8 protein-coding genes and 1 other RNA gene are annotated in these 13,258 nt (G+C 55.9%); all 9 read right to left on the bottom strand.

Annotated features, from left to right (window positions below):
• Positions 1–4 precede the first annotated feature (4 nt).
• On the bottom strand, positions 5–1,948 hold the full coding sequence (locus HU755_RS06795) for a site-specific DNA-methyltransferase (protein WP_186631003.1): 1,944 nt from the start codon (positions 1,946–1,948) through the stop codon (positions 5–7).
• Between the two features lie 38 nt (positions 1,949–1,986).
• Positions 1,987–2,676 carry a DUF4391 domain-containing protein gene (locus tag HU755_RS06790; protein ID WP_186631002.1) on the bottom strand — a complete coding sequence of 230 codons (690 nt, stop codon included), beginning with the start codon at positions 2,674–2,676 and terminating at the stop codon, positions 1,987–1,989.
• Positions 2,673–5,972: a helicase-related protein gene (locus HU755_RS06785; RefSeq protein ID WP_186631001.1), complete on the bottom strand. Its 3,300-nt coding sequence runs from the start codon at positions 5,970–5,972 to the stop codon at positions 2,673–2,675. The genes HU755_RS06790 and HU755_RS06785 overlap by 4 nt, the downstream gene beginning before the upstream one ends.
• 490 nt (positions 5,973–6,462) lie before the next feature.
• Positions 6,463–6,855: a transfer-messenger RNA gene (ssrA, locus tag HU755_RS06780) on the bottom strand.
• Between the two features lie 95 nt (positions 6,856–6,950).
• On the bottom strand, positions 6,951–7,229 hold the full coding sequence (locus HU755_RS06775) for a hypothetical protein (RefSeq protein ID WP_093104826.1): 279 nt from the start codon (positions 7,227–7,229) through the stop codon (positions 6,951–6,953).
• 129 nt (positions 7,230–7,358) lie between these two features.
• Positions 7,359–10,169, bottom strand: coding sequence for an FAD-binding and (Fe-S)-binding domain-containing protein (locus HU755_RS06770; protein WP_186631000.1), 2,811 nt, complete (start codon positions 10,167–10,169; stop codon positions 7,359–7,361).
• Entirely contained in the window at positions 10,166–10,837 is a 672-nt protein-coding gene (locus HU755_RS06765; RefSeq protein ID WP_186630999.1) for a lactate utilization protein, read from the bottom strand. Before HU755_RS06765 ends, HU755_RS06770 begins: the two co-directional genes overlap by 4 nt.
• Positions 10,837–12,291, bottom strand: coding sequence for a LutB/LldF family L-lactate oxidation iron-sulfur protein (locus tag HU755_RS06760; RefSeq protein ID WP_186630998.1), 1,455 nt, complete (start codon positions 12,289–12,291; stop codon positions 10,837–10,839). The genes HU755_RS06765 and HU755_RS06760 overlap by 1 nt, the downstream gene beginning before the upstream one ends.
• A complete protein-coding gene (locus tag HU755_RS06755) occupies positions 12,288–13,112 on the bottom strand; it encodes a (Fe-S)-binding protein (protein ID WP_186630997.1) in 825 nt (274 codons plus the stop codon). The genes HU755_RS06760 and HU755_RS06755 overlap by 4 nt, the downstream gene beginning before the upstream one ends.
• Positions 13,113–13,258 lie beyond the last annotated feature (146 nt).

Genomic DNA, 13,258 nt, shown 5'->3' with positions numbered 1-13,258 from the left:
TCCCTCAAATGCATTTGACTTCAGTGGCGGGCGACAAGAGCTTAAAAATCTGCTCGACGTTGATCTTGACCGAGCTGTCCCTATAGCCTGCATCGCGGAACACCACACGAAGGGGCTGCTGCTTGGCCAGTTCCTTTACAAAGGCTTCGTCGATGCTGCCGCTAGCGTCGAAGCAGGCGGCAAGCACATTGCCATCGACAAAAAACACGTCTTTACCTTGAATGGACTGATTAGTAATGGGTAGGGCCAGATCGACGCCCCAGTCCAGCATAACTTGAAACAGCAGATCTTCTGGAGTGCGGTCGGGCTTAATGTTGTCAACAAACAAGTCGAAATTGGCTTTGTCCAGTAAATCGGGCACGTAGTAGATGTCGGCCATGTTGGACGTGTCGATCTTGAGAGTTCTGAACCCGATGTCTTGGTCCCATGCGTCATTTACTTCGCGTTCAAGGATCTTCTTCCCAGCACGGCGTATGCGCTCTTTTCCTATATCTGCTATCGAAAGCAAACCCGCGTTTGAAGCAGAAGAATCAGCGCTTACTTGCTCCGGTAGCTGAATCATGATGAATCTTCTATTTCCTCCATCGTCGGCATTGACCGCCATAACCGCTTCAGCGGTAGATGCCGATCCAGAGAAGAAGTCCATGACTATTGAGTTTGAATGACTTCCAATGCGAACAAGCTTCGCCATGAGTTCGGGGGATTTCGGGAAATCCATGACAGATGCGCCGAAAAGATCCTTAATTGCTTTTCTGCCGTAGTCGTTTGTTATTTCCTTGTCTGTCCAGAGCGACTTCACCAGGGTCTTTGCGACATCGCCGCCCTCGCTGTGCAAGTAGTCTTTTCGGTAAATGCGCCATTCGTCACCAGTCCGTTCTGCGCAAAGAAGAGCCCCCTCTTTTTTGACCTTATCTTTACCCCATGTCCAGCATGTCTTTACTCCGTTAGGCGCGTCAGGCCAGACTTCAGCTTGATGGGCGTCATTCCTAACGAGGGAAACTGCGCCTGTTGTGTTATCGACGTACAGCGGATAATAGAGTTTTGGACGCGTTGTTGGGTTGAACGCTTGATTTCGGTTTCGCAACCCAAGTAGTCGATAAGGGCCTTTGTCATCTTTCTTGTTGTATTCCTCAACCATTCGCCCTTCTTTTTCGAGGCCTTGAATCGATGCGACGTTCAGACCATCTTTGACAAATACGAGAATTGCTTCATGCGTTTTTGCAACGAAGCGATCAAGATGCCTTCCTCTTGGATTCAACTGCACAGCGAGTTGCGCCACAAAATTTTCAGACCCAAAGATTTCTGAGCAGATCGAAATAAGGTTGTGAGTTTCGTTGTCGTCAATACTCACAAAAAGGACACCATCGTCAGTAAGCAACCGGTTCGCAAGTCGAATTCGGGAGTACATCATGGTTAACCAATCGGAATGGAATCGGCCATTGGCTGCCGTGTTGGCTACCAGCCTATTGCCTTCTTCATCCTTTTGATTTGAACGGCGCAAGTAATCGTAAGCGTCTTCAGAAAAGTCATCCTCGTAGATGAAATCGTTCCCTGTGTTGTACGGCGGGTCGATGTAGATCATCTTGACCTTGCCGAGGTAGTTCTCCTGCAACAGCCTCAAGGCATCAAGGTTGTCACCTTCAATAAAGATGTTCTTGGTGGCATCGAACTCCACGCTTTCCTCGCGGCAAGGCCGCAGCGTTTTGGCAATCGGCGCATTTGCGGCCAACAGCGCCTCACGCTTTCCTGGCCAGTTCAAGTGATAACGTTCTTGAGGTCCCTCGACAATCGTCTCAGTAAGCTCCTGGCGGAGTTGGTCAAAGTCCACCGCCAGTCTCACATTGCCGTCCTCACCCTTGGCTTCGGTAACACAATTCGGGAACAACTCGCGGATACGGGCGACGTTTTCCTGCGTAAGATTGGGTGAGTGCATTTTCAATTTTTCCATGATTTTTCCTCTAGCTGCCGTGCTTCCGTGAAAGAAGCTCAGTGGCTCAATTGTTCAAGTTCGTTTTTAAGCTGCCGCAAGAGCGCGTTGATCTCCACCTTGCGGTTGAATTGTTTTTCTTTGGCAAGCTTGCTGGCGACCTTCTCGATCTCACGCTGCTTCGCCGAAACCAGTTCGACACGAGCGACCAAGTCACCAAGGCCTTCTTTCTGGCGTGCAGGTGTTGGAATCAAGCGGTGAAGTAACTGTTCATACAAGCCACCCAAATCGAGCGCCAATGGCATGACGGTGCGGTCCACATCGCTCGGCACCCAAGCCGTCGCAAAGTAATCGCTCAACACCCAACGGCTCGCGTCTGATTCGTTCGGGCGCTTGAATGCGGCGACTACCTGCGTTCGTCCGTCAAAGCTCAGCTCGAAGATGATGGGGAACTGCACCGCATCATCTATGCAGCGCAACACATCCAAATTTAGCTCCGACGTCTTGAGCAGGATGGCGAAGATCTGAAGCTCCGGCACATTGGGTCTAGCGGGCAGGTTGATCGTTTCCGGTGCCAGCTTGTATTGCCAGACGATTTGTTCCACTTGCTCGACGAACAAGTCTTTCAGCCGTGTGTTGGCTCCGCTGTGTTCGTAGATCTTGTTCTTTGGTAGGTTGCGGCCAAAAGCGGCCTGCTTCGGGTAGCTGATGAACGCGGAGTTCGACTCCATTGGCGACATATGACTCATCCGGCTTCCTGAATTACCAAGAAGGTGATGAGTTCGAAGTCGTCCAGACCGGCAATGGTGTTGACCAGCGCAGTGGTTTTGCCGCCGCTGAACAGGCTGTCCAGATCCTTTTCCTCCTTCACCTCGATCATCGAGCGAATGGTCTTGCCAAGCAGGTCGGAATACACCTGCATCTGCCGCCCGTCAGCAGTTTCCTTGTTAAACAGACTGCAAGCCTCCGGAATGGGCTGCGCTTGGCCCTTGCAGCAACTGCGCACCAGATCGAGCAGGCGTTTGACCTCGGTGTGATCATGAATGACCTCACCCTCACGGCTGATGTAGACGAGGTAATACGGATGCAGACGGTTATGTTGGCTAACGCTGACGCTCGAGTTGCGGTTCCGCAGTGTAAAGATCACGCCTGGACGCAGGCCAAGCTCAGGTTTGGCTGATACAGCGGCGTGCATGCCGCTCGGTACGTTGCTCAAGTCGCCATTGGCTTTGACATAGTTGAGCAAGTCCATTCGGAAGTCATTGAGCCCGAGATCTGTGATCGAAACGCCCGTTTTTAGGTCTTCCAGTTCGATGACTTCGTCTTGTAAGCGGCGCAACTGCTCCTTGCGGTAGGACACGTCGTTGGCTTGGGCGCTGAGCACATTGTCGTCACCCGTGGCAGTGACGTCGGCAATCATCATCCGGCTCTCGACACGCTCCTTGAGGTTGATGTACTCGTCGAGCGAGATGTCGGGCCAGTAATTGACCAGTTGGATGCTGCTGTTAGGCGATCCAATCCGATCCACCCGGCCAAAGCGCTGGATGATGCGCACGGGGTTCCAGTGGATGTCGTAGTTGATGAGGTAATCGCAGTCCTGCAGGTTCTGGCCCTCTGAGATGCAGTCGGTGCCGATCAGCAAGTCAATCTCTGCCAGTTCGTTGGGCAGCACGATGGCTTTTTCTTTGGATCGTGGCGAGAAGAGGGTAAGCAGCTCTTGGAAGTCGTAGCTTTTCTTTTGAGCTGTGTTTTTTAGCGTCGACTGAGGCGCGCTACTACCAGTGACCTTCGCTGTATGCAGGTTCTGATTGGCGAGCAGCTCAGTAGCCAGATTGTCATAGAGGTAATTGGCCGTATCAGCGAAAGCCGTGAAAATCAGTACTTTTTTATTGCCCGGATTAATGGGATTGGCAATCTTGTCGAGCACTAGCGATTTCAGGTGCTGTAACTTGGCGTCTTCGGCTGGCGTGATTTTGCTCATCGAGGCCAGTAAAGCGGCGATGATTTCCAAGTCAACCTGGAGCTCATGCTCCCAAGAAGGCAGATCCATATCTGCCAGCTTTATCCGAATAGTGTTGCCGATTTCCAAGTCATGAAACGAAGGGATGCCGTCTTCTTCAGCGTCAATTGAGTCCATGGCTTCCGTAAGGCTGGCGACTTCTGTAACTCCGCCCCGACTCTCGAACTCCTTAATCAGGCCGAGAACGCGCTGGTGGTTTTCTTTCAAAGCGTTAAGTGTGCTGCGGAATGCATAAACAGAGCTTTCAAGGCGCTTCAGCAAATTCGTTGTCATCAGTGCAACCAGGCTTTTTTCCCGGTCTACCTGACGCAGCTTGCCTCGACCGCCTTCAACCTGCGTGTCGTACATCTCTTCATACTTCGCCAATCGGCTAGGCAAGATGTAGCTGATAGGGGCATATACGGCGAGCTTGAGCAGAGACAGCTGCTCGAAAATCTCGTTGAAGCTCATTACATCCGCTCGTTGCTCAGCATCTACAACCAGTGGGCTACGAAACGACAAAGGCTTGCGTCGCTCAGGGAATTGCCCGATATCCGTGGTGTCGTAGAAGGTCTGAATGTGTTTGCGCGAGCGTGCGATCGTGACGCTATCGAGCAACTCGAAGAAATCGAAGTCGAGCGAGTCCAAGATGGCACGCGCGGTGCGTTCCTCGGGCGGAAGTTTTGACCAAGCGTTAAAACTGGCCTGCGCACCACGGAAAATTTCCTCGACAGTTTTGCCAGTACGCAGTTTCTTGCTTAGGTTTTCGGAGTCGCCTTCGTAGGCTAGGGCGAGCTGGTTGCGCAAGTCATTGAAACGGTTGTTCACTGGGGTAGCTGAAAGCATCAGCACCTTGGTTTTCACTCCCTCCTTGATGACTTTGTTCATCAGCTTTTGGTACCGGGTCTCCTTATCCTTGAAGGCATCGTTGTTGCGGAAGTTGTGCGATTCATCGATGACGACAAGGTCGTAGTTACCCCAGTTGATGCGGTTGAGCGGAGTGCCAAACGACTCGCCACTGGTGCGAGTGAGATCGGTATGACACAACACGTCGTAGCTGAATCGGTCACGCGCAAAGATGTTGGTCTTGAGGTTACGGTTGTAGTTGAGCCAGTTGTCCGCCAGCTTTTTGGGGCAGAGCACTAGCACCGACTTGTTGCGCAGTTCGTAATACTTGACGACGGCTAGCGCTGTGAAGGTTTTCCCCAAGCCAACGCTGTCCGCCAGGATGCAGCCGCTATAGGTTTCTAGCTTGTTGATGATCCCGGTGGCCGCATCCTTCTGGTAGTTGAAAAGCTTCTTCCAGATGAGCGTGTCCTGGTAGCCTGTACGGTCGTTGGGTAAAACGTCCTCATCGATGTCGTCCAGAAACTCGTTGAAGATGTTGTAAAGCATCAGAAAATAGACGCTCTCGGGCGAGTTCTCCTGGTAGACAGCCGCAATGTGCCCGCAGATCTGCATGGTGACGTCTTCCAGTTTTTCCGGGTCGCTCCAGATCTGATTGAACAGGCTTAGGTAAGTTGCCGTGAAGGTTGGCTCATCCATTTTGTTGACGAGGTTGGAAACAGCATTGCCTTGCTGGTAACCGAGATCGACGGCCGTAAAGCCATATAATGGCATGTAAGAGATGTCCGCTTCAGCAGATTGCACGCAGGCGAACTGCTGCATCGGGGCCTTGCTGCGGTTGGACTTGAAGGTCGCCTTGCGCCGCATCCATTCTGCGCACTCTTTGGCCACCGCTCGCTGGGTTAGCTTGTTTCGCAACTGAATTTCGAATTCGCTACCGTAAAGGCTGCGCTCACGATCCAGCTTAGGAATGTGGAATTCCTTTCGCTCTTTGCGGACCTTGTCGGCAACCTCGCTGGCAACGAAGGTCGGTGAGGTGAAGATGAAGTTCAGCTCGTCGATCTTTTCCAACTCAGCTTTCAGCGCTTCGAATGCATACATCGAAAAACAAGACGCTGCGATACTCAGGCGGGAACCGGGTTTTAGCGTCGCTTTGAGATCGTCACCCAACAGCCTTGTGATATTGTCAATGAGCTCCATCGTTTCCCTTACCTTTTGTTCGTCTCTTCCACTGACAGCGCTTCTGTCTGCAGACCCTGCTCCTGAGCATATTTCAGGATTAATGCCTCTATCATCGAGGCAATCGAACGCCGCTCTCTTTCCGCTGCAATTCGCAGCAGCTGCTTGATGTCTCTAGAGGTACGGACAGGCTTTCGTCCTTGGGGCGCTTCAGACTCAGGCCTGCAGTTTTGGTGCTGCAAATGTACTGCGTGGTGCCATCAATAGCGACTCAAAAAATCCCAGCGTTAGCCTTAACACGAGTGGATGGCTTGACGTCTCAACTTTTAAAACACCTTATCAAAGTGGATGTCTGTCCAGCGCTTGGGTGAGGTCTGCGCTCGCCGGGTCATAAAATGAGCTTATTCGATGAACGCTATGGAGCTAGTGGTGCTAATTTGCTCGGAAATACCAATGTTCACCGAATCCCAGCCAAAAAAAAGACGCCCTAAGGCGTCTTCTTTCATCGAGTTGGTGGAGCCGGGGGGATTTGAACCCCCGTCCGCCAGTACTCCGCTGTCGGTACTACATGCGTAGCCGTGTCTATTAAGTTAACCCTCAGCGACCCGACGGGCAGGGTGCTTTGGGCGAGTTGTGTAAGTTTTAGCCGCTTCGTCCACAACGTACTGCACGGCGATTCTGTTCTATATGACAATCATTTTGGGTTTACAGACATCCCCTGATGATTGCTGGACCCGAAGGTACCAGAAGGGAAGGCTAAGGCTGCTTACGCAGCGAGAGCGTATTCCCCGTAGGTTTCGTCATTGGCAACTATAAGAAGTTGCAACAGTGGATTTACGAGTTCTGTTACCAACTCGGCATGCACCTAAAGTTTCGCAACCGGCGTCGAATCCTAAACGGCCCCGAACTCATTGCTCAGTACAGCTGTTTGAGCAACAAGCCTGCACAGTGTACGCCAATCAGCCCGCAAGGCCAACCCGCAGGTTGGCCCCGCGTTGATCAATTGTTGGTACCGGTGGCTTTGCGCATTTCCACGATGAGTTGCGAGGTTTCCGCAACGCAGTCGTCGATTTTGCCTTCGGCTTTGAGCGACTGGGCTCTGGCCACGCTGGTTTCAGCGCGCTGAACCAGCTCTGGTTTAGACGCCAACTGCGCCTTGGAATTGTTGATCGTCTGAATGTTGGCATCACACAAGTCAGCAGGCTTGTCAGCGGCGAACGAAGTGGAGGCCATCATCGAGGCAGTAACGAACAGACCTAACAGTACAGAACGCTTCATATGTATCTCCTTGAACTGAGGGATCCAGGCTTCGCTGACCGCAGGGCGAGCCACCGAATGGAGGAAAAGCCCCGATTTGTCGGGGCTTACTCTGTGGACTACCGCCTCGCTCAAGGGTTCTATTTTTCTTCAGGCGGTTCTCGCCTGTGTCACCCGATCCACCAGATAAACCAGCCCGTGATAGTCAATCCCGCCGTGTTGCGTCAGGCCGATTTCGCACGTGCGGCTGGTGGAAATGCCTTCGCTGCAATGCTGCACCGCGCCCTTGAGTGTACGCAACGAATGACCGTTGAGTTCCGGTGTGGTGAAGCCCTTGTCGCCGGCAAATCCGCAGCAGTGAATGCCCTCGGGAATCACCACGGTTTTGCTGCATTTGCGCGCCAGATCGATCAGCGCCTGGCTTTCGCCAAGATGCTGCGTGCTGCACGTTACGTGCACGGCAATCGGCGCGTCCTGCGGTGTGAAATCGAGGCGATGCATCAGATGCGTACGAATGAAACGCACCGGATCGTACAGATCCAGTCGCGTTTCGCCGATGTCCTGAACCAGCCGTAACGTACACGGGCTGGTGTCGCAATAGATCGGATCCAGGCCGCCGCGACTGGCGTGGAGCAGGGCGCTGATCAGTTCCTGGCGCTTGTGCTCGGCTTGTTCGGCGTAGCCTTTCGAGGCGAAGGGCTGACCGCAGCAGAGATTGTCTTGATTGTCGGGAAAGACTACTTGGTAGCCGCCCTTTTCCAGCAGGCCACGGGTTTTGTCGTACAGCGACATTTGCTCTTTGTCGCCCGCCGCCGGGCCCATGACGCGCGACACACAAGCGGCCAGATAAACTACTCGCGGACGCTCGTCCGCCACGCTCGGGCTGAAGCGAATGGCTTTTTCCGGTTGCGGCGTGGCGTTGGTCCACAACGGCACCTGGCCTTTGGACAAGCGCGTAAGCGTTGCCGACAGCTTTGCCAGACGCGGCGCACCGAGCATCATTCGTGCGCCGTTGGCGACGTGCAGAGTGAAGCGCGCGCCTTGCAGGGTTTTGGCGAAATTTCCTTCAATCCAGTCAGCGGTTTTCTGATGCGTGGCGTGTCGGCCACGGAGCTTTTTCACCAGTTCGCCGGTGTTGATGCCTACAGGGCAGCGTTGCGCACAGAGACCGGTCGCGGCGCAGGTGTCGATGCCTTGGTAGTCGTAGGCTTTTTCCAGGTCGGTGGTGTCGACGCCTGCGCGTTTTTTCGCCTGGATATCGCGCCAGATCACGATGCGCTGGCGCGGGCTCAGGGTCAGGCCTTTCGACGGGCAGACCGGCTCGCAGAAACCGCACTCGATGCACTTATCCACAATCTCGTCGGCCGCCGGCAGCGGTTTCAGGTGCTTGAGGTGGATCTGCGGATCTTCACTGAGTACCACGTCCGGATTGAGGATGCCGTTCGGGTCGAGCAGGCGTTTGAGCTGCCACATCAACTGATAGGCATCGCTGCCCCATTCCAGTTCGACGAACGGCGCCATGTTGCGTCCGGTGCCGTGTTCGGCTTTCAGCGAACCGCCGAATTCAACTGCGACGAGTTGTGCGACGTCGTCCATGAACGCTTGATAGCGTGCGACTTCTTCCGGGTTGTTGAAGCCTTGGGTGAAGACGAAGTGCAGATTGCCTTCCAGTGCGTGACCGAAAAGGATCGCTTCGTCGTAGGCGTGTTTTTCGAACAGCTCTATCAGGCGGTTGACGCCGATGGCCAGTTGCTCGACCGGGAAGGTCACGTCTTCGATGATGACTGTTGTGCCGGTTTTGCGCACGGCGCCGACGGCAGGGAAGGTGTCTTTGCGGATGGCCCAGAGGCGGGCGTTTTCCACCGGATCTTCGGTGAAATCGACTTGTTTCTCTACGGGGAAATTGCGCAGGGACGCCATGATCTGCGCCAATTGTTCCTGCAGCAAAGTAGACGAAGCCGCGCGGGATTCAATCAGCAGTGCGCAGGCATTTTCCGACAGCAGTTGTACGAAAGCGGGCATGCCTTTTTTGTGCTGTACCGAACGCAGGCTGCGTCGGTCCAGCAACTCGACCGCGGACACCGGTTGGCTTTTCAGCACGGTAACCGCGTTGCAGCACGTTTCCACATCCGGAAACACGATCAGCGCCGAGGCCTTGTTCGGGTGGTCGATCACGGTGTCGTAGGTCACCGCGCTTATAAAACCGAGCGTGCCTTCGGAGCCGACCAGCAGGTGGCTCAAGATATCCACAGGCTCGTCGAAATCCACCAGGGCATTGAGCGACAGGCCGGTGGTATTTTTCAGACGGTATTTGTGGCGGATTCGCGCGGCCAGTTCGGCATTGGCGCGGGTCTCGCGGCCCAATGTCGCCAGGCGTTCGAGCAGATCGCCGTGGCTCGAACGAAACGCCGCAACGCTGGCAGCGTCTTCGGTATCCAGACGCGTGCCGTCAGCCAGCACCAGACGAATCCCGGCCAGCGTGTGATAGGTATTCTGTGCGGTGCCGCAGCACATGCCGCTGGCGTTGTTGGCGACAATGCCGCCGATCTTGCAGGCATTGATCGACGCCGGATCGGGACCGATCTTGCGCCCGAACGGCGCGAGCCAGGCGTTGGCTTGCGCGCCGATCACTCCGGGTTGCAGGCGGATCTGCGTGCCCTGGCCGCGAATCTCCCGCGCGTTCCAGTTATCCCCAAGCACAATCAACACAGAATCGCTGATCGCCTGCCCGGACAGGCTGGTGCCGGCGGCGCGGAAGGTCACCGGCACGTTGTCGCGCTGGGCCAGTTGCAGCAGCGCCACCACTTCGTCTTCGGATTCGACGCGGATCACCAGTTTCGGGATCAGCCGATAGAAACTCGCATCGGTGCCAAAGGCCAGAGTCGACAGCGGATCGTCAAAGCGGCGGTCCGCCGGAATCAGTTGCTCGGCGTCACGCAGGAAAGCGGCAGGAAGACTCATTGATCCTCCAGAATCAGCACCACAAGGTCTTTCGGGCCATGCGCGCCGTACGCGAGGACCTGCTCAATATCGGCGGTTTTCGACGGGCCGGAGACCAGCAGCGCGTTGGTCGGCATGCCTTGCGCCCATTCGAACTCTTGCTGCACCTGATAGAAGTTGTCGCGGATCTCGCTGGCCTTGAGCAGGGCGAAATGGATGGGTGGCACCAGGCTCATCAAGCGCGGTTCTTCGCGGGTGGGCCAGATGATGAGGCTGCCGGTGGCGGCGATCGCACCGAGGGTGCCGGTGAGGCTGGCCGGGGTGTCGTTGAACAGCTCGGCTTTCCACTCTTCCATCGGCCGGTCGTAGGATTTCAGTGCCGGGAGATCAGGATTATTCGCCCAGTGCTGTGTGATGCGTTGCCCATGCGGCGTGGTCGGTGCGATCAGCAGGCTCGGCAATTGGCGGTCACGCAGCAGTTGCGCAAGCAGCGCTGGCCACTCGGCACCTGAGGTCAGGTGGATTTCGGTGTGCACCGCTTCCATCAGTTTGCGCAGTTGCGGGATGCGTTGCTCGGGACTGTAGGTATAAGGCTGCGTCACCAGATCGACATCGAAGTCGTCAGCGATCGGTGTGGTGCCCGTCAGACTTTTTCGCAGTTTGCCGAGGATATTTTGCTTGGCGCTCATCAGCGATCTCCCTGTTTGGCCTGATGCTCGCGGGCCATGTCATGCAATGAACGCGCGGCGGGTTTTGGTGCGCTGTGGTTCTGCGTCCAGGGACCGACGTTTTTCGGCGTCAGTGCGCGCAGGCGGGTGGCGAAAAAAATGAACAGTCGGTACAGCGTCGGCGAGCTATTGAGCTTCGCCCAGGCGTTCCAGATAAAACGTTCCTTGCGCGAATACTTGCTGCCTTGACCGCGCATGACCTGGTGAGGCGAGTCCGGGGCTTTGACGTTTTCTTCGCGCAGACGCCGCAGGATGGCCGGGATCGGAATTTTTACCGGGCAGACTTCACCGCATGCACCGCACAGCGAGGATGCGCTCGGGTGATCTGGCACTTTCGCGAGGCCGACCATGTGCGGGGTGATGATTTTGCCGATCGGACCTGGATAGACCTCGCCGTAGGTGTGACCACCGACGCGGGTGTAGACCGGGCAATGATTCATGCAGGCGCCGCAGCGGATGCAATTGAGGGTCTGGCGCAATTCGCTGTCGGCGAAGGCCTGGCTGCGACCGTTGTCGAGCAGCACCAGATGCACTTCTCGCGGGCCGTCGAGTTCATGCTCCTTGCGCGGTCCGGAGATCATGTTGACGTAAGTGGTGATCGGAATGCCCAGCGCCGAGCGCGTCAGCAGTGACAGCAGCGGCACGACATCGCGAAGGTTTTCCACGACTTTTTCGATGCCGGTGACGGCGATGTGCACGGGGGGCACGGTGGTGGTCATGCGCCCGTTGCCTTCGTTTTCCACCAGCAGCAGGGTGCCGGTTTCGGCCACGGCGAAGTTGACGCCGGAGACGCCAATGTCCGCTTCGAAGAATTTCTGCCGCAGGACCCTGCGACCGATCTGAATGAGTTGGTCAACGTCCTTGGTGTATTCCACGCCAAGTTTGTCGTGGAACAAGGACGCGACCTGACCGGCATTCTTGTGGATCGCCGGCATAATGATGTGTGAAGGCTTCTCGTGGTCGAGCTGGACGATGTACTCCCCCATGTCGGACTCCAGACATTCAATGTCCCGAGCCTCGAGGAAATGGTTCATCTCCATCTCTTCGCTGACCATCGATTTGCCCTTGATCACTTGCCGCGCCTCGTGAGCGCGGATGATCGATAAGACGATGCCATTGGCCTCGTCCACCGTTTCCGCCCAGTGCACTGTCACACCGTTGCGGGTCAGGTTCTGTTCCAGTTGCTCAAGTAAGTCGGGCAACCTGGACAGCGCGCGGGCCTTGATCGAATTGCCCAGTGCGCGCAAGTGTTCTCTTTCGTGGGCATCGCTGAAAGCCGCTGCCCGCTTGGTCATCAGTGAATCCATGGCCGTGCGGAAGTTGTTCCGCAACTGCGCATCGCCCAGGGCATTGTGTGCCCGGGTGCGAAAATCTTCTTCTACGGCGACCGTAGGAATTATCGCTGAGGTGCTCATTGCGCACCTCCGGTTCGCTGCCAGAGGAAGCTCGCCAGGTGTTGGCCGCGCAACGCTTCCTGCTGTTTCTCCAGTGCGCCGTTGATGTTCATCAAACAGCCGCAGTCGGCGCTTAGTACCTTGTGCGCGCCGGATTCCTTCAACGCTCGGGTCTTGTCAGCCACCATCGCGCCGGAAATGTCTGGCATACGGACACTGAATGTCCCACCGAAGCCACAGCATTCGCTTTCGTGATCGTGGTTGACCCGCTCCACGTTGCTTAACTGCGCCAACAACTCGCGGCCGTGCAGGTGGGTGTTCATTTCGCGGCGCGCCGAACACGAGGTGTGCAGCGCGACTTTCACCGGTTCGCCGCTGTCCTTGAGCTGCACCTTGCAGACGAACAGCAGAAATTCGGCCAGTTCATAAGTGCGCGCTGCGAGAGCCTGCACCTGTTTCAACGTTTGCGGCTCGTCCTTGAACAAGTCGGCGTAATGTTCGCGCAGCATGCCGGCGCAGGAACCCGAAGGCACCACCACCGGATAATCCCCGGCGAACAGCGCCAGTTGCGAGCGCGCCACCGTCCGCGCCTGCTCGGTGTAACCCGAGGTGTAGGCCGGTTGCCCGCAGCAACTCTGCCCTTGCGGGTACTCGACCCGAATCCCTTCACGCTCCAGCAGACGGATCGCGTCCATCCCGGCTTCGGGGTAGAACAGGTCGACCACACACGTGCCGAACAGATAGACCCGCGACGGTTTCTCGCTGGGGTATTGCCGAGGTTCGGGCAGTGGCGGTGCCACGCGAGTCGCGTTCGGCACAGCGTTGTAAAAAAGCTCGCTCATCAGGCGTGTCTCCGGGTGGGCCCGGTTATCCGTCTGCTGCGGCTGCTGAATATAAAGCGCGTTGCTTTCAGCAGCCTTACAGACCCGGTGGTGAATGGCTGACGCTGGATCACGGGCCGGCGTCGGTTTTTTCCGTGTTGTATGTA

The organism is Pseudomonas sp. SWRI111, from assembly GCF_014268555.1.
In the GTDB taxonomy this organism is placed as follows: Bacteria; Pseudomonadota; Gammaproteobacteria; order Pseudomonadales; family Pseudomonadaceae; genus Aquipseudomonas; species Aquipseudomonas hamedanensis.
Note: the sequence above shows the minus strand (reverse complement) of the source record. Positions and strands in the feature narration are given on the sequence as shown.

What these genes read in the sequence shown, in the direction of transcription:
- HU755_RS06795 (WP_186631003.1), bottom strand. Translation starts at nt 1,948, where the DNA reads ATGGAAAAATTGAAAATGCACTCACCCAATCTTACGCAGGAAAACGTC.
- HU755_RS06765 (WP_186630999.1), bottom strand. Translation starts at nt 10,837, where the DNA reads ATGAGCGCCAAGCAAAATATCCTCGGCAAACTGCGAAAAAGTCTGACG.
- HU755_RS06755 (WP_186630997.1), bottom strand. Translation starts at nt 13,112, where the DNA reads ATGAGCGAGCTTTTTTACAACGCTGTGCCGAACGCGACTCGCGTGGCA.
- HU755_RS06775 (WP_093104826.1), bottom strand. Translation starts at nt 7,229, where the DNA reads ATGAAGCGTTCTGTACTGTTAGGTCTGTTCGTTACTGCCTCGATGATG.
- HU755_RS06785 (WP_186631001.1), bottom strand. Translation starts at nt 5,972, where the DNA reads ATGGAGCTCATTGACAATATCACAAGGCTGTTGGGTGACGATCTCAAA.
- HU755_RS06760 (WP_186630998.1), bottom strand. Translation starts at nt 12,291, where the DNA reads ATGAGCACCTCAGCGATAATTCCTACGGTCGCCGTAGAAGAAGATTTT.
- HU755_RS06790 (WP_186631002.1), bottom strand. Translation starts at nt 2,676, where the DNA reads ATGAGTCATATGTCGCCAATGGAGTCGAACTCCGCGTTCATCAGCTAC.
- HU755_RS06770 (WP_186631000.1), bottom strand. Translation starts at nt 10,169, where the DNA reads ATGAGTCTTCCTGCCGCTTTCCTGCGTGACGCCGAGCAACTGATTCCG.